Below are 16,405 nucleotides of genomic sequence, written 5' to 3'. Positions count from 1 at the left end.
GCATCGCATTGAGTTTCTTCAATTGCAGCCGGGCCACCTTTTCATCCAGATGCTTGGGCAGCGTGTACACGCCGACCGGATACCGTTCCGGATGGGTGTATAGCTCGATCTGGGCGATGGTCTGGTTGGCGAACGATGACGACATAACATAGCTTGGATGACCAGTGCCGCAGCCCAGATTCACCAGCCGGCCCTCGGCCAGCAGAATGATGCGTTTGCCATCCGGGAAAATCACATGATCGACTTGCGGCTTGATGTTTTCCCATTCATATTGTTGCTTGAGCGAGGCGACGTCGATCTCGTTATCGAAGTGGCCGATGTTGCAGACGATGGCCTGGTCCTTCATTTTCTGCATGTGCTCGCGCGTAATCACCTGGTAGTTGCCGGTGGCGCTGACGAAGATGTCGGCCTTGTCGGCGGCGTAGTCCATGGTCACCACGCGATAACCTTCCATCGCCGCCTGCAGCGCGCAGATGGGATCGACTTCGGTGATGATCACTCTCGCGCCCTGTCCTGAGAGCGCCTGCGCGCATCCCTTGCCCACATCGCCATAGCCGCAGATGACCGCAACTTTTCCTGCGAGCATCACGTCGGACGCGCGAAGAATTCCGTCGGTGAGCGAGTGACGGCACCCGTAGAGGTTGTCGAACTTGCTCTTCGTTACGGAGTCGTTCACGTTGATCGCGCAGAACAGGAGCTGTCCGGCTTCCATCATCTGATAGAGGCGATGCACTCCCGTCGTCGTTTCCTCGGAAACGCCGCGCAGATCCTTCGCCATCGTCTGCCAGCGCGTCGGATTCTTTGCGTACTCGGTGCGAAGAAGATCGAGTATCACGCCGTACTCCTCTGAATCTTTTTCTTCGTCGAAATCAGGCACCTTTCCATTCTTCTCGAACTCGACACCCTTGTGAACGAGCAGTGTCGCGTCGCCGCCGTCATCGAGAAGAAGATTGGGACCGGATCCGTCAGGCCACACGAGCGCCTGGTCCGCGCACCACCAGTATTCCTCGAGGGTCTCGCCTTTCCACGCGTAAACCGGCGTCCCGCGCGGCTCATCGACGGTTCCATCCTTCCCGACGACAACAGCTGCGGCAGCATGATCCTGCGTCGAGAAAATGTTGCATGACACCCAGCGCACGTCTGCGCCGAGCTCCACGAGCGTCTCGATCAAAACCGCTGTCTGCACCGTCATGTGCAGTGAGCCCATGATCTTCGCTCCAGCGAGCGGCTGGGCATCGCGATACTCCTCACGCAGCGCCATCAGCCCCGGCATCTCGTGCTCGGCCAGGCGAATCTCCTTTCGACCGAACTCGGCGAGGGAGAGATCGGCGACCTTGAAGGCGGGTCGGCCCTTGGGCACCCCGAACCTATCGAGAGTCGCAGGGTCGATCGTTTCGCTCGGGGTGGTCAGTTCAGCTATCGTCACTTTCGATTCCTCTGGTTCCTTATGAGTGAAAAATACCGCGCCCTCAGGCGCTGACAGCAAATGGGGACGGACTTCCGGTGGCGTCTGAATCCATGTCGTACGGCTGCACCATCTGCAGCCGCCTCGCTACAGCGGTGAAAAGAGTAGGCCCCTTTGCGGATGCATCGGCGGGAAGTGGATGATACCGCACGGCAGGGAAGCCGGCGGTTTGAAACAGCTCGCTCAGCTGCTGCTCGGAAAACCCACGCCAGACGTGCCCCATCTCGTGCACGAGATCCTCTCTGTCGTGGGGGGCTATGTCGACGATGATCAGCCGGCCCCCCGGCTTCAGCACACGGTGAGCTTCGGCGATCGCCAGCTCCGGCTCGACAATGTAATGCAGGACGAGAAAGAGGAGTGCGACGTCGAGCGATGAATCCTCGATCGGAAGCTCCTCGAGCGAGCCTTGGCGCACCGAGACATTGCCGAACGATGCGAGGCGCTTTCGAGCCGCGGAGATCATGGGTACCGAATCGTCCACGGCGATGACACGCCGCGCGAAAGGCGCGACGAGCTCGCTGGTCTGCCCCGTGCCGCATCCCAGATCTCCGACGATCCATGAGTCGTCGATCAGGCCGAGTAGTCCCATCAGATCGGATCGCATTCCGAACAGCTCGGCGCGAAGGCGGTCCCAGCGACCTGCGGCTGAGGAGAAGAATTTCTGCGACCGGGACCGACGTTGGGCGAGCACGCTCTGTACGCGCCGATGGTCCTGACCCGCCGCCGAGGTCGCCATCACCTGCTCGCGAACCAGATGCCACAGGCGCCGCACGGAGGGCTCGAGCTTTTCTGTCATTCTGTAGCGCCTGCTCGTGCCTTCGGGCCGGGAAACGACCCATCCCTCGTCGCCGAGAACCTTGAGGTGGCGGCTGACGGTAGACTGGGGGAGCTGGAGAACGGACCTGATCTCGTTGACGGTGAGCTCGTGGCGCTCGAGGACGAGGAGCATGCGGCTCCGCGTGGTGTCGGCGAGGGCCGTCATGCGGTCGAAAATCGCGGGAACGCTCGAAATTGTATTCATCCGTATATCCGGATTTAATGATGCATGTATTTCGCGGCCCTGTCAACTGTCGTCCGCCAACTGCAACGTAGAGAATCACAGATCCGAGATGCCTGAGGCCCAGTTCAGAGGCGCGAGATTGAACCTGCACCGCACCTTCGTGTCTCCCTGCTAGCGAGAATCCAGAAAAATCCTCCCGCCTACACGGGCACGACGTACTTTGTGCTATAAAGTACTTGCGAAAATAGAGCACCGCCCTAGATTTCTCTCCCGATGATCGACCGAAGAGGCGGTTGGAGTGGCGAGAGGCTAGTTGAGCGCTTCGCTTGTCTCAGCTTCACCGAGGGCCAATATTGCGCGCATGTCGTTCGAATCGAATCTCAAGCGGCTCGAGGAGATCGTAGCCCAGCTGGAGGGCGACCGCCTCGACCTGAACGCGGCACTCAAGCTCTTCGAAGAGGGCATCGAACTCCTCCGACTCGCATCGGGCGAGCTCGCCGAGACGGAGAGCAAGGTCAAGGAGCTCGTGGAGCGGGCCGACGGCGTGCTGGAGCTGAGGGATCTCCGCACCTAGCGCCCCACCGATGACGGCCGCCGACCTGCGCGAGGCCGTTGAAGCCGGGCTGGCGCGGGAGTCGCGCGCGAAGCTTTCCACGCTTGCGCCAGCCGTCAAGGACCCCATCCGCTATTCAATAGATGGCGGAGGGAAAAGACTCCGCGGCATGCTGGTCCTGGCGGCATACCGTGCGGCGGGCGGAACCGGTGACGCTTCCAGTCTTGCTGCCGCGGTCGAGCTGATCCACGCGTACTCACTAGTCCACGACGATCTGCCGTGCATGGACGACGACGACGTCAGGCGCGGGCGACCAACCGCGCACCGCGTCTTCGGCATTCAGGCCACAACAGTCGCGGGCGCAGTCATGATCCCTCTCGCTGCGCGGATAGCCTACGATTCCGCCGTGGCGCTCGTGTTGCCGAGGGAGACCGGCTGTATGATAGTTAAGATATTGATGCGGGCTGCCGGCGCAGGCGGGATGATCGGCGGGCAGCTGGCCGATCTCGACGCCGAGGGCGCCGAGCTGGCGCGCGAAGAGCTCGATCTGATTCATTCCGCCAAGACTGGTGCGCTCATCGCCGCGTCGCTGGAGATAGGTGGCCTGGCTGCAGGCGCTAGCGAGCCCAGCGTTCGCGCTCTGGTTGATTTTGGCTCGCGAATCGGGCTCGCATTTCAGATCATGGACGACGTACTCGACGTGACATCATCGACAGATAAGCTTGGCAAGACGGCAGGGCGCGACGTCGCTCTCAGGAAAAGCACCTATCCGGGCCTTCTCGGCGTCGATGGCGCAACCGAGCGGGCCAATGAGCTCGTAACGTACGCGTGTCACGATCTCCGATCACACGACATTCACACAGCGGAGCTCGAAGATCTCGCGACGTTCATCGTCTCCCGCACTCACTGACAAACCGCATCGAATGACCATACTCGACCGCATTGAATCGCCCGCCGACCTGAAATCACTCTCGCGTGACGAGCTTCGCGAGCTCAGTGAGGCCATCCGGGAGCGACTGATCGAAGTGTGCTCAAGCACCGGCGGACATATCGGTGCGGGCCTCGGCGTGGTCGAGCTGACCGTCGCGCTTCATACCGCGTTCGATACGCCGCGCGACCTGCTGGTCTGGGATGTCGGCCACCAGGGCTACCCTCACAAGCTTCTCACCGGGCGCAATGCGGGGATGGAGACGCTACGACAGGAGCACGGTCTCTCCGGCTTTCTCAAGCGCACCGAAAGCGAGTACGACACTTTCGGGGCCGGCCACGCTGCAACCGCGATCTCCGCAGGGCTCGGCATGGCAACCGCACGTGATCTGAATGAGGACACCTATCGAGTTGTTTCGGTGCTTGGCGATGGCGCGCTCACTTGCGGTCTCGCCTACGAGGGCCTCAACAACGCGGGAGCGTCGGGTCGCGACTTCATCGTCATTCTGAACGACAATGAGATGTCGATCGCGCCGAATGTCGGAGCGATGTCGAAGTACCTCACCTCGATTCAGCGCAATCCCCTTTACAACCGCGTGCGCTCGGCGATCGGATCTGTAGTCGATGCCGCGCCGGGCCCTCTGTCGGGAATGGGGACCCTCATCCGGAAGATGGAAGAGAGCATGAAGTCCTTCCTCACGCCGGGCGTGCTGTTCGAGGAGCTCGGCTTCCGCTATTTCGGGCCGATCGACGGCCATGACATCGACGTTCTGGTGGACACGTTCTCTGCGGTCCGCGATTTCACCGGACCGCGCCTCGTGCACGTGATAACGCAAAAAGGGAGAGGCTTTCCCGCGGGCGAGCACACGGAAAAATGGCACGCACTTCCGCCGGGCCACGATCCAGCGACCGGAAAACAGCTCAAGGTTTCCTCGGCGAACGCCGCGTACACTGCTGTCTTCGGCAAGGGCCTCGCCGAGCTTGCGGATGAAAACGAAAAGCTCGTCGCCGTGACGGCGGCAATGCCCAGCGGAACCGGCACCGGTTTGTTCGCGGGGGCGCACCCGACGCGGTTCTTCGACGTCGGTATCGCCGAGGGCCACGCGGTAACGTTCGCGGCGGGGCTCGCGACGCGCGGAGTGCGGCCCGTCTGCGCGATCTATTCGACTTTCCTGCAGCGCGCTTACGACAACGTCATTCACGATGTGGCTATTCAGCACCTTCCGGTTGTGTTCGCAATGGATCGCGCCGGTGTCGTCGGAGAGGACGGTCCGACACACATGGGGCTGTATGACATCGCCTACATGCTCGCCATTCCGGAGATGACAGTCACTGCACCGAAGAACGGCGGCGAGATGCTCGGCCTCCTCCGCGCCGCGCTGGCTCACGAATCCGGGCCGTTCGCATTCCGGTATCCGCGCGACGCGGCACCGGACATCGTTCCGCCGATCAGCGAGATCGAGCCGGTGCCCTATGGAACGTGGGAGATGCTGAGGGAGGGAGCGAGCTCGCGCGATACAGGCGGCGGCCTCGCGATACTCGCTGTCGGCACGATGGTTCTTCCTTCCGTCGCGGCCGCCGAGATGCTGGCGACGGATGGGATCAATGCGACGGTCGTCAACTGCCGGTTCATGAAGCCGTACGACGATGCAATGCTGCGCGAAGTGCTTGCCGCGAACAGGTACGTGCTGGTGGTGGAGGAAGGCACGGTCGTGAACGGCTTCGGATCGTATATGTCATCGGTTGTTGCGGCGATCGATCCAGCCGTACGCGTGATGGCGCACGGAGTCCCCGACAGGTTCATCGAGCAGGCGCCCCGCGCACGGCAGCTCGCCGACATCGGCCTCGACGCCCCAGGGATTGCGGCTCGCGCGAGACAGCTGCGCCAGGCGGATGCACGCGGCGCGCGCCTCCGCGCGGGCTGATGCGCGTCGGTGTCATCGGACACAAAGGATACGGCGAGCTCCCGGAGATGCTGCGGATGCTCCATCGTGCCGCGCCCGCGCTCGGCGTGGAGCTGCACTTCGAGCCGGCGCTGCACGAGCTCGCGCAGGTCGGAGACCGCCTCGAGGATCTGAGCGAGATCGATGCCCTCGTCACTCTCGGCGGCGACGGTACGCTGCTTCGCGGGGCGCGGCTTCTCGCTGGTAAATCCGTTCCGATTCTCGGAGTGAATCTCGGCCGCCTTGGCTTCCTTACGACATGCGGCAGTGAGGATGCGGAAGCCGGACTGCGTCTCCTCGCCACCAACGACTACCTCGCCGAAGCCAGGATGACTCTCGCCGCGCATGCCGTTGACTCAGCGGGTGCCACCCGACAGGAGTGGCTCGCTCTGAACGATTTCGTTCTCCACAAGGGTGGATTCGCGCGAGTCGTGAGACTGAGCGTCGCCATCAATGGAGAATCGATCGGAGTGTACGCTGCTGATGGAGTGATAATCTCGACGCCCACCGGATCCACGGCGTACAGTCTTTCCGCCGGCGGGCCGGTCGTCGTCCCGACCGTCGAATCGATCGTAGTGACTCCGATTTCCGCGCACATGCTCGCGGTGAGGCCGCTCGTAATTCCGGCCGACGCAGAGATCACCGTCGAGACGCTGGACAATCCGGAAGGGCTGCTCGTCACGGTAGACGGACAAGTGGGCACCGATCTCGCGACAGGCGAAAAACTTGTCGTTCGTCGAGCACCGAATCCCGTGCTGATCGTGCGTTTTCCCGGAACCTCGTTCTTCGAGCGAATGCGAGTGAAGCTCGGTTGGGGCGGCGTGCCCGACGCCGAGCAGCCGCAGCGATGGTGACAGAGCTGCGCATAAAGAACTTCGCGATCATCGAATCGCTGACGCTTCCACTCGCCGCCGGCTTCAACGTGCTCTCGGGCGAGACAGGTGCCGGAAAGTCGATCATCGTCGGAGCGCTCGGCTTTCTCCTCGGAGAGCGAGGGAACGCCGATCTCATTCGTACGGGCGCTGACAAGGCGACAGTCGAGGGCGTTTTCGATGCTTCCGACTCGAGGGCGACGGCTCAGCTGGTGGACGAACGGGGGATCGAGCTCGACGAGGGGTTATTGGTGCTCAAGCGGGAGATTTCTTCATCCGGCCGCGGGCGCGCCTGGGCGAACGGCTCGCCCGTGACCGCAACGGTGCTCGGCGAGATCGGACGGCTGCTCGTGAATCTTCACGGCCAGCACGAAGCGCAGGCGCTGCTCGACAGCGAATCGCAGCGCAGCATCCTCGACGAATTCGGCGGCGCAACGAGTCAGGCGGCTCGCGTCCGCGCGTCGCACGCCGAGCTGAATTCCGTGCGCCGTGAGATTGCGACGCTGACTTCACGAGCGAGCGAAGCCGAGCGCCGCGCCGACTATCTGCGTCACGTGACGCGTGAGATCGAGGATGCAAAGCCGATTCCGGGCGAGGATGTGAAGCTCGAGGACGAAGCACGTGTGCTGGAGAACGCCGATGAGCTGCGCACGCTGGCGGAGTCTGTGAATGCGGCGCTGTCGGAGGAGGAGGGTGCGCTCGAGAGACTCGCCACTGTCAACCGCACTCTGGCGAGCATACAGAGAATCGATGCTTCCGGAGCGCGGCTGCAGGAGCTTTTCGACGCCGGCTTTTACGCTCTCGATGAGCTCGCGCGGGCTATCGCTGATTACGCCGGGTCGGTGGATCTGGATCCTGATCGGCTCGGAGCGGTGCGCCGGCGGCGAGACCTGCTCTATTCGTTGACGAAGAAGTACGGCCCGTCACTCGAAGCCGTCGTCGAGACCGGTCGAAAGGCGCGCCAGGAGCTCGATCTTGTCGACTCGGCGGGATTCGACATCGCGCAGCTGACGTTGCGCGAGAAAGCGGCGCGCGAGAGCCTCGCGAGAGAAGCGTCGAGACTGACGTCGATGCGAGTGGCTGGAGCGCGTAAGCTTGCAAAAGCGGTGGATGCGCTGCTTCCCGAGCTCGGCATGACCGGGGGCAAGTTCTCCGTTGCTCTGATGCCGAAGCCTGAAAGCGACGAGGGCGGCGCAGAGGATGTCGAGTTTCGGATTGCGCTCAATGTCGGCCACGACAGCCGTCCACTTGCGCGCGTTGCGTCGGGTGGGGAACTGTCGCGCGTGATGCTTGCGCTGAAGACCATTCTCGCCCGGGCGGACGAAGTGCCGACTCTTGTATTCGACGAGGTCGACTCGGGCATTGGCGGAAAGGTTGGTCTGCAGGTTGGCGACACGCTGCGCCGTGTCGCGGAGCATCACCAGGTTTTCGCGATATCGCATCTACCGCAGATTGCGGCGCGCGCGCACAACCACATAGTCGTCTCGAAAGCCGCAAAGGGCGGAGTGACGACGGCCGACGTTACTGTGCTCGACGGCACCAGACGAGTCACGGAGATCGCACGTATGCTCGGCGGCGATCCGGACAGCAAGGTAAGCAGGGCCCATGCGAAGGAGCTGCTTCAGAGTGCTGCCGCGGTATGAGCGCTCGCTCGTGATCCTGCCGTCGCTTGCAGGCGGCGGCCGGAGCGCATGATGCCCGCGCCCATCACGCCCCCGTCCATTCCGTGGCAGGTAACCGGGAATCACTGGATCACGCTGCCGTGCATCCATCCGGTCGATGCGTCGATTCATCTGGTGGGTGTCGTGCACGCGGGTGCCCGGTCGGCAATCGAGCTCGCCGGCAGCGACCGCTTTCTCGAGAGTGACGGTCCGGCACTCATGGCGCTGCGCGTGACCATCGATGGCGTTGAGAGGCAGATCGGGAGCGAGCGGATGGTATGGGAGCGAGAGCTCTCGTGGCTGCCGACGTTTTCATGTCCGCTGGGCGACGTCGCGCTGCGCGGGACAATCTTTGCTCCTTACGCAGAGAATGCCGATCTCGCCGGCGCGGTAATCACGCTCTCGTTCGAGAATCGCGCGTCGTCTTCGGCGACGGTCGGCGTGGCATTGGCAGGGATACTCGGGCACCGTCAGCAGAGAATTCGGACCGCGCGGCGCTTCGATGATCCTCACACGGTGAGAGTCGCCGGCTCGGCGATTGTGATGGAAGGGCGGGGGTCTCCGGGCTACTGCGCAATCGCGGTTGCGTCGGACGTCGATGGCGCAGCGTCGAGTACCGACGAATCACACGACGGCGACGCGCGGTGGAACGTCAGGCGGGAACTCACGCTCGGCGCAGGCGAGAAGGAGGGCGTCTCGTTTTTCATTGCGTGCGGCTCGGAGCCGGACGGGGCGCTCGCCACTCTGGAAGCGATGCGCGCGCGCGGGGCGGGTGCCTTGCTCGGCGCAACACGCGCTACTCTGCAGAAGATGGAACAGGCAACGAGTCAGCCCGGCGCGGATCGCCTCATCAATCGCAATCTGCTGTTCGCGTATTTCACCGGTGTAGCGCGAGCGATCGACGATGGGCGCATTTATCCGGTGCGGAGTCGCATGCCGTGGAACGGGCGGGGAGTGACTGTCACCGACTGGGATACACTCATGTGGCTGCTGCCCGCGGTGCAGCTGGCCGACAGCGGGCTCGCGCGGGAGGTGCTCCTCCGGATGTGTGAGCTGCACGGGCACGCGCCCGGACGCGGCGTGCATTACATGGATGGAGCCCTGTTTGAGCCGGGATTCTCGCTCGAGGGCGCGGCCTCATATGCCATAGCGGTGGACGAGTACATCGTTCAGACGGGTGATGACCGGATTGTCGAGGAGCCGGCGCTCTCGGAAACGTTGTATGGCGCCAGTGAGGACCTCGAGAAGCGACGTCATGAAAAGATTCCTCTCTATCACACTGATCTGAATCCAGGCGGAGCTCGGCCCGCTCACCAGTACACGGCCCACGGCAATGCTGTCGCCGCGTACGCTCTCGAGGTGTACGCGCGCACGCTGGACGAAAAGACGGCCGAGAAGGTCCAGGACGCGGAGGAGGTGAGAGCGTCGGCGATACGTCATTTTTCCTTCGAGGGAAGCGACGGTCGCGCGCGTTTCGCGAGCTCCACCGACCTGGCGGGGAACACGTCGACGGCAGACAATCCTACGGCCTCGATGTATTGGCTCCCATATTATCACCTCGTGGGGCGTGAGGATTCGCTGTACCGCCGCACTGTCAAGCAATGGGAGGCAGCACCGTCGGATCAGCTTGTCGAGCGCTGTGCGCGCCTCATTGGCCCGAACGGTTCCGAGGCACTGGACTGGCTGCGCCGAGCGCCGCTCGACGGCGGGGTTGCGGCGGAGCTGGTGGATGAGTCGGGGCGTGCGACGGGCAATGGCGGAGATGCGGCCCTGTCGGGTATGGTCGCGTACATGGCGTGGTACGCCGTCCACGCTCTCGGGGCAAAGCTGTAGTAAACTGGCCGCGTGCTCGGGAACGGCGGCGACGCCGCGTTATCCGGCGTCCTCGCGCCTCAGTGTGTTGCGCCGTGCGCGCTGGGTGCCAGGACCTACGCGACCCGTTTAAGGTGGCATTACTTGGTAGAGAAAGTTTACCGGTCCGTACACGTTCGTCGTCGACGCAGCCTCGGCGTACGCTCCGGCAACGTCGCCGTACACGGAATATTGAAGCGTCGCGTCTGTCGCATTGGTGATGGTGATTCGCGTGTCAGCGTTGAGAAACACGTCTCCGCTGTTCACCTCGCGACTTACGATGTAGTACTCGCCGTTACGCAAAAGAGTGATGGGATCAGGCTGCAGGGTCGCATACACGAATCCGTCGAAGCCGGGTGCGGTTGGGTCGGCGGCCGAGATGTCGACATCCACGCTCGCTGCCAGCACATCAATGCCGGTTCCTCGATCGACGATCTTCACTTCATGCGTAGCCGTGTTGCGAGGCAGAGGGGGCATGACGTTAGGGTCGCCAGGAAAGAACCAGCGACCGAGGCTCACCACACTCAGGTCGGCGGCGCCCACCCGAATGCCCATCCCGACCCAACCGTCGAAGTTGTTCCGGTTCGATCCGTTGAACTTCTGCTCCACAAACGAAATGACGACGCCGATGCCCGGGATGGCTGAGACCTCCTGAGTCGCGTAGGAGGGCTTGCCCGAAACGGTGGCCGTGAGCGTGTAGAAAACCTCCACGCCGTTGGTGAGAAACGGGTGCGGGTAAGTAGTCTCGCCGCCCGCCACCGAAAACGTGCCTGAGTTACCGTCGGTGTCCCGCCACTTTATCTCGTACGCCGAGGCTCCGGCATAGGCGTCCCACATGAGGTCGACCCGGCGATTACCGGCGGTCGCCTGGAATCCGGTGGGCGCGTCCGCCGGCGTGGGAACCTCGTCGAGTCCAAACAGGAGATCGCATCCGACGAACCCGACCAGTCCGACAACCAGCAGCATCAGAATTGGAGTCAGCAACAGATAAGCGTCGTTCATGATGTGCTGCTCCTCTGCGAGACGTTGTGTTTGTCGGACTGAGTCGCGGGGTCACTCACCGGATCGCGCCCGTAACGGACTGTTCTCACGATCCCGAGCGCGTCTACCTCAATGATCGTCGGCCAGATCGTAACACCATAAGCCCGAGAGATGCGCCGGTTCGGATCCGTTACCACAGTCGCCGACAATCCCGCGTCCACCGCGCTGCGGCGGGCGATTGACGGTTCTTCACCGTCGTTGACGGCCAGCACAAGCCTGGCGCGTTGGTCTGTCGCACTCTCGAGATCGTGTATCGCTTCGATGCTTGGTTTCGACGAGCTTCGCCAGAAAACGAGGACGGCCGGACGTCCCGTCAGCTTGCGCAGGGTGATCTCCTGGCCGGGCGCGTGCTCCAGGAGGAAATTCGGCGGTGGCTGACCGATTCTCACGCTGGCCGGCCCCATTTCGGATGCGACCGGCTTGCGTGCGACGAGGAGCTTGCTGAGCGCATCGGCGAGCGTTCGGCTGTCGAGGTTTCCCTCCTGCTTCCAAACCACCTTCCCGGCGGCATCGACGACAATCGTCACAGGGCCGCGCGAGCCGCTCACATCGAACCGTCGCTCCCACGCTCCGTCATCGCTCGGCGCGTAAGTGATTCCGGATACGTAACGGGTTCTGCCGATCTGCTCGGGATCCATCACGACGAGAATCGCTGTGGCGGCATCACGTCGTTCGCTCTCTCTCAATGCCTCGGGAATCACATCCAGCCTGCTCGCACTGCTTTCATCGGGGAAGTGAACAATCAGGTTCGGTGTGGCACTTCCTGTCGCATCCGCGCCAGCGGTCGCATAGCCGGTGATCTCGACAGCCCCGTCCCGTCCCGGACGCGTCAGCGCAATCGTTGGAAGCAGTTCGTCCGGAGAGAACGCGCCACCGACGATCGGGAATCTGTTGTAGCCGCAAACCGTCGCCTCGACTGCTTCGCTGCGCACCAGACCGCGCGAGGAAAGCCGCGTTCCGCGAATTGTCAGGCACAACGGCGAATAACCGGAGACCAGGTTCGCGGACTCGGCGACATCGAGGTCAACAATCGGCGGAGAGATTCGCACGAACCTGTTCTCATCGATGTGGCCGGCTCCCGATTGCCCCTCCGATTTCCACTCGAATTGCTGAATCCTGCCGCCCGGAATCCAGCTCTTGAGCGCGGAATAATCGGACCCTCTCGTGAGCATGCCCCCTGCGCCATGGATTCCACCTCCCGCCTGCACGCTCGCTGGAATTGGCTCAAACTCCACGCGTGGCGGCAGCCACCGGAGTACTGAGAGGTTGCCGTGGAGGACTATTCCCGATGCACGAATCTCGGCCGATGCATACGCGAGGCCGTATGGCTGTCGATTCAACGGCGGCTTGCCCGCCGCCGGACTCAGCAGCGACCTTAAAAAGCCTCCGAGATTGGCGTCAGCGTTCAGCATCTCTCTCACAGCTTCACGGGCATTACCGTCTCGGAGGGCATTGTTACGCATCTCCTCGAAGCTTTTCTTCGCTCGGCCCGTGAATAGATCAACCAGCCACATCCATGAATTGACCATCCAGCTCGACGTTTCGAACTTCAGGTCCCCAACTGCGAGCTCGGCGGTTGCGCCATTCGCAGTGAGCCCAAACTCCTGACGGGCCGTAAAATCGAAGTTGGGCGTCCATGACCCGGTACTCGCGCGCCCGCGCATCGTAAGGACCATCTTGCCGGTCTCGAGATCGAACGCCACGTCGTTCAGCGCGATGGTGTATGTCACGTGCCAGGTGTAAACCAAGCCGTTGACGGGAAACGAGACAGGCTCGACGGGCGTTTCGCGGATCCTCTTGAGGGCGGGCGCGAACGATTGGCGCACGAAGTCACTGCTCACCGCGAAGGCGAAATCGTCGATGCCCGCGAGAAAGACCTGATTCACAGTCGCTGGGTCCCCGGCGGGCGATTCGGTGTCGGAGGACGCAACGTCGAGCATCCCGCCGTCAGCTATCACCACCTCGGGCATCAGCGCATCGGACATCACAGGCCCTGACCCGGCCGGTGGATGCATCGCCACGTCGAGCATTACCGCGACTGCGCTGCTTGCGCCGGAAAACGTCTTGAATTGTGCGTGCGCAATGTTCGAGGGAAGCGTGATATTGGCTGGCAGAAAGCTCGTCTTCAACGCGTTGCGCAGCACCAGATCGATCCCCGCCCGATCCTCTGCGGTGAGAGGACGACTCGACCACTGGAGCGCGAAACTGATCTGTGCCGTGTTGGCCTTGATGTCGATAGCGACGACGTTCGCCACCTGTGACGCGGCAGTGCTCACCGGCGCCGTAATCACTAACTCACCGCGAACGAATTCGGCTGCCGGATTTGTGTTCGGATCGGGAAAGTACCTGCACATGAGGCCGAGGCGCACAGTAACCTGGCTGCCCGACGGGTGGGCGATCTCCATCGTTGGAGGAGAAATTTGAACTTGCGCACGACCTTGCAGCCGGCTGGGAGTGAGCGGCTCAAGGTTCACACCGGCTATGTTCGCGTTCACTACCGAATCGACTCCGGCATGAAACCCTCCCAGCCCGCGTGGGGGCGGAAACGCGACGGGAGGAGGAATGCGATCGTGATCGGAAGTCGCGTCGCCGTAGGCGTCCATGACACCGACCAGGGTGGGCATGTCGAATCGTGAACCGGGCGGAGGATCGTCGTTGACGCGGACCGTCAACGAGTGGGGAAATCTCTCGATCCGATGCATCGCGGCGAGCAGCCGGTTCACGACCGGGATGGAAAACTGCGCAACTATGTCGAAGTCACCTGTCAGCGGATTCGGCATCGGATTCCTCCTGTTATTCGGGACCGCGGATGGTGATCGCGGCGACTGAAAGCGCGATTATCAGCAGCGAAACCGCGTGGTGAAGCGTGAATCTCTCTCCGTGCCGCATTGATGCGCGCGTGGATTCCAGTACAAGTCGTCCGCCGGCATAGCCCGAGCTCACCAGGAGCAACAGAGCGCCCGGGAAAGGGAGATGTGGCCAGATCGCGATTGCCGCCGCCAGCAGAATCACAGCCCACGCCGCCTCCAGTAGCTGCGTAGGGATTCGTCGCTCCCACACGCCGCGGACGTCGGGGAGGTACATGCTGAACCACGAGGTTGTCGCACGCCCCCCGCAGCAACCGTTGAGAAGGCAGCCGACGCGAGTGAAGATCATGCCGACCAGAATCGTGAACATCGAGACGTCCCAGAAGGGACCGAACGGCAGATCCAGCGCGTGGAGGAGGGGAACGGACAGCGGAACGGCCAGCAGAAGACCTCCGTACTGACCCGCGCCCCCTTCGTTCCGATTCCAGATGCGCGAACGATTCTGTCTGTAAACCGACCAGTGAGAGGCTACAAAGAGGAGCCTCGCACCGGCGAGCGCTGGAAAGAGCAGAATGCAAGTTGCGACGAACGTCCGGAACGGATCGATGTTGGCCGAGTAGGCGGCGGCATTGGCAGCAAAGACTCCTGCAACCAGACCGACGTACTGCATCGCGGGGTAGCTGTGGACCGTGAATCCACGCCAGGTGAACATGACCCGCCTCATGATTTCCTCAGGGCAGCGAGAAGGCGACGAGCAACCCACCGATGATGAGCGCGTCCGCCAGATTGAAGGCCGGCCACCAGCGGAAATCGATGAAATCGGAAATGGCGCGAAACCGCAGAATGTCGAGAAGGTTTCCCGCTGCTCCGCCGAACGCGGCACCAAGCGCGATCAGCGCTGCGCGACTTTGGAAACCCTGGCCCGAACCGTAGAGGAGGAGTGCTGAGCCGAGGGCGGCAAGCCAGACAAGGGCGAGGAAGCCAGGAACCAGCTGGCGCTTGTAGAACGTCCTCGCACTGCTTACACGCCTCAGGCGCAGACCCAGTCTCCACTCGATGGATCGATCTGCAACGTGGACCTCGACCACCCTCTTGCTCCACTGATCCAGGCACAGAAAAGCTGCGGCTGAGAAGAACAGATCGGTCACGGAATCCAATTGGAAATGTGGAGACGAGGCGTCGCTCGTGAAGTTACCACCGCCGTCGGAGATTTCAATTGAATCGATGCCCGCTCGAGTCAGCAGTGCAGCCGCAGACTGTTGAAGCGACGGAGTGCGGCGTCTACCTTACGAGATCACATGCGCCGCTCGGGTGGCGAAACTGGTAGACGCAAGGGACTTAAAATCCCTTGGGGGAAACCCCATGCGGGTTCGAGCCCCGCCCCGAGCATAACGACCCCGACTTCGGCGTTGCTTCGACGCTTTTAGTTCAGATCTTCGCGCGGGCAGGATCGTCATGGGTCCTGCGTCTCCGCCTGTTAGCGAATGCCGACGGACACCTCATGCGTCCCGACCGGCGGCCCACGCAACGACGGGCTTACCGCTCGACGCTTTTTGCCTCCGCTACGGGCTGCGGAATACGATTTGACGCCAGCACCGGCGCCTGCTCGGAAAGCAGCCTGGTTACAAATCGCTGCCCCTCCGAGACGCGCTCGACCTCTATTGCGATCGCTTCGACTCCGTGCTCCAGGCGCTCGAGTCGCTGCGCTGATTCAGCAGCAAAGTTGGCCGGAACGTTGGCTGGAGTCGCGCCGGCCCGGCGCTTCCGGAAAAAGCGCCGATAGGCAGCGACCAAGACGAACACGCCCAACAGCGTAAACCCGCCTGCAAAGAATCCTTCCTCGAAATCGCCTCCGCTTGACGGTGGGCTCTCGCTCTCGATCTCCGCGATCAGCTCGGCCGGCGCCGATGCGAGCTGGCGGCTGATTCCGGAAATGTCGTTCTCGAACCCCAGGATGCGCTGATCCAGTACACGAAGGCGCTCCTCCAGCCCGGTTCGGCTCGCACCGTCGGGCGCGACCCGTATCTCCTCGGAGAGTGCGCGGCGGCGTGAAGCGACATTGGCGAGCTGTTCAGAGAGCTCCTGCCTTTGGATTCGGAGGTCGCGGACCTCAGCGCTCGTTTTAGGAATCGGGAGCGTCTGAGTAGTTCCGCCGGGCCCAGGGGTCGTGATCGTGATGGGAGCGGCCGGCGCGTCGGGGGTGCCGGGGGCGAGGGGCTGGTTCGGTGTCTGCTTTTGATTTGTTTCTTGCATAAAACCTTTACGGGCCGCAGGCGTCCCGGGTT

13 protein-coding genes and 1 tRNA gene are annotated in these 16,405 nt (G+C 62.5%); 7 read left to right on the top strand and 7 right to left on the bottom strand.

Annotation, left to right across the window (positions count from 1 at the left end; genetic code table 11):
* Positions 1-1,426: adenosylhomocysteinase (gene ahcY, locus VES88_09390; GenBank protein HYN81701.1), on the bottom strand; the 1,426-nt coding region annotated here is incomplete at its 3' end.
* Positions 1,427-1,469: 43 nt separating this feature from the next.
* Positions 1,470-2,486: a metalloregulator ArsR/SmtB family transcription factor gene (locus tag VES88_09385; protein HYN81700.1), complete on the bottom strand. Its 1,017-nt coding sequence runs from the start codon at positions 2,484-2,486 to the stop codon at positions 1,470-1,472.
* A gap of 340 nt (positions 2,487-2,826) precedes the next feature.
* On the opposite strand from VES88_09385, the gene xseB reads away from it, so the two are divergent.
* From xseB to VES88_09355, 6 genes are read left to right on the top strand one after another with little or no spacing between them, the layout of a single operon-like run.
* The gene (gene xseB, locus VES88_09380; protein HYN81699.1) at positions 2,827-3,039 is read left to right on the top strand and encodes an exodeoxyribonuclease VII small subunit; all 213 of its coding nucleotides are present in this window, start codon (positions 2,827-2,829) and stop codon (positions 3,037-3,039) included.
* Between the two features lie 10 nt (positions 3,040-3,049).
* Positions 3,050-3,928, top strand: a complete 879-nt coding sequence (locus tag VES88_09375; GenBank protein HYN81698.1) for a farnesyl diphosphate synthase — start codon at positions 3,050-3,052, stop codon at positions 3,926-3,928.
* 13 nt (positions 3,929-3,941) lie between these two features.
* A complete protein-coding gene (dxs, locus tag VES88_09370; protein HYN81697.1) occupies positions 3,942-5,870 on the top strand; it encodes a 1-deoxy-D-xylulose-5-phosphate synthase in 1,929 nt (642 codons plus the stop codon).
* Positions 5,870-6,742: an NAD(+)/NADH kinase gene (locus VES88_09365; GenBank protein ID HYN81696.1), complete on the top strand. Its 873-nt coding sequence runs from the start codon at positions 5,870-5,872 to the stop codon at positions 6,740-6,742. Before dxs ends, VES88_09365 begins: the two co-directional genes overlap by 1 nt.
* The gene (gene recN, locus VES88_09360; protein ID HYN81695.1) at positions 6,736-8,403 is read left to right on the top strand and encodes a DNA repair protein RecN; all 1,668 of its coding nucleotides are present in this window, start codon (positions 6,736-6,738) and stop codon (positions 8,401-8,403) included. The genes VES88_09365 and recN overlap by 7 nt, the downstream gene beginning before the upstream one ends.
* 48 nt (positions 8,404-8,451) lie before the next feature.
* Positions 8,452-10,254: a hypothetical protein gene (locus VES88_09355; GenBank protein HYN81694.1), complete on the top strand. Its 1,803-nt coding sequence runs from the start codon at positions 8,452-8,454 to the stop codon at positions 10,252-10,254.
* Positions 10,255-10,362: 108 nt separating this feature from the next.
* On the opposite strand, the gene VES88_09350 is transcribed toward VES88_09355, so the two are convergent.
* The 4 genes from VES88_09350 to VES88_09335 are packed head-to-tail and all read right to left on the bottom strand — an operon-like array spanning position 10,363 to position 15,268.
* Positions 10,363-11,274, bottom strand: a complete 912-nt coding sequence (locus VES88_09350; GenBank protein ID HYN81693.1) for a hypothetical protein — start codon at positions 11,272-11,274, stop codon at positions 10,363-10,365.
* A complete protein-coding gene (locus VES88_09345; protein HYN81692.1) occupies positions 11,271-14,093 on the bottom strand; it encodes a redoxin domain-containing protein in 2,823 nt (940 codons plus the stop codon). The genes VES88_09350 and VES88_09345 overlap by 4 nt, the downstream gene beginning before the upstream one ends.
* A gap of 13 nt (positions 14,094-14,106) precedes the next feature.
* Positions 14,107-14,844 (bottom strand): prolipoprotein diacylglyceryl transferase family protein, encoded by a 738-nt coding sequence (locus VES88_09340; protein HYN81691.1) that lies wholly within the window; start codon positions 14,842-14,844, stop codon positions 14,107-14,109.
* A gap of 7 nt (positions 14,845-14,851) precedes the next feature.
* Positions 14,852-15,268 (bottom strand): signal peptidase II, encoded by a 417-nt coding sequence (locus tag VES88_09335; GenBank protein HYN81690.1) that lies wholly within the window; start codon positions 15,266-15,268, stop codon positions 14,852-14,854.
* Positions 15,269-15,425: 157 nt separating this feature from the next.
* Here VES88_09335 and VES88_09330 point away from each other — a divergent pair.
* Positions 15,426-15,509: transfer RNA gene (locus VES88_09330), tRNA-Leu, on the top strand.
* Positions 15,510-15,656: 147 nt separating this feature from the next.
* Here VES88_09330 and VES88_09325 read toward each other — a convergent pair.
* The gene (locus VES88_09325; protein HYN81689.1) at positions 15,657-16,373 is read right to left on the bottom strand and encodes a hypothetical protein; all 717 of its coding nucleotides are present in this window, start codon (positions 16,371-16,373) and stop codon (positions 15,657-15,659) included.
* Between the last annotated feature and the right edge of the window lie 32 nt (positions 16,374-16,405).

Source organism: Gemmatimonadaceae bacterium (assembly GCA_035633115.1).
GTDB lineage: Bacteria > Gemmatimonadota > Gemmatimonadetes > Gemmatimonadales > Gemmatimonadaceae > UBA4720.
Note: the sequence above shows the minus strand (reverse complement) of the source record. Positions and strands in the feature narration are given on the sequence as shown.

Excerpts from the sequence above, each read along its gene's own strand:
- VES88_09365 (HYN81696.1), top strand. The coding sequence starts at position 5,870 with ATGCGCGTCGGTGTCATCGGACACAAAGGATACGGCGAGCTCCCGGAG.
- VES88_09325 (HYN81689.1), bottom strand. The coding sequence starts at position 16,373 with ATGCAAGAAACAAATCAAAAGCAGACACCGAACCAGCCCCTCGCCCCC.
- VES88_09345 (HYN81692.1), bottom strand. The coding sequence starts at position 14,093 with ATGCCGAATCCGCTGACAGGTGACTTCGACATAGTTGCGCAGTTTTCC.
- VES88_09355 (HYN81694.1), top strand. The coding sequence starts at position 8,452 with ATGATGCCCGCGCCCATCACGCCCCCGTCCATTCCGTGGCAGGTAACC.
- VES88_09340 (HYN81691.1), bottom strand. The coding sequence starts at position 14,844 with ATGAGGCGGGTCATGTTCACCTGGCGTGGATTCACGGTCCACAGCTAC.
- VES88_09375 (HYN81698.1), top strand. The coding sequence starts at position 3,050 with ATGACGGCCGCCGACCTGCGCGAGGCCGTTGAAGCCGGGCTGGCGCGG.
- xseB (HYN81699.1), top strand. The coding sequence starts at position 2,827 with ATGTCGTTCGAATCGAATCTCAAGCGGCTCGAGGAGATCGTAGCCCAG.
- VES88_09385 (HYN81700.1), bottom strand. The coding sequence starts at position 2,486 with ATGAATACAATTTCGAGCGTTCCCGCGATTTTCGACCGCATGACGGCC.
- recN (HYN81695.1), top strand. The coding sequence starts at position 6,736 with ATGGTGACAGAGCTGCGCATAAAGAACTTCGCGATCATCGAATCGCTG.
- dxs (HYN81697.1), top strand. The coding sequence starts at position 3,942 with ATGACCATACTCGACCGCATTGAATCGCCCGCCGACCTGAAATCACTC.
- VES88_09350 (HYN81693.1), bottom strand. The coding sequence starts at position 11,274 with ATGAACGACGCTTATCTGTTGCTGACTCCAATTCTGATGCTGCTGGTT.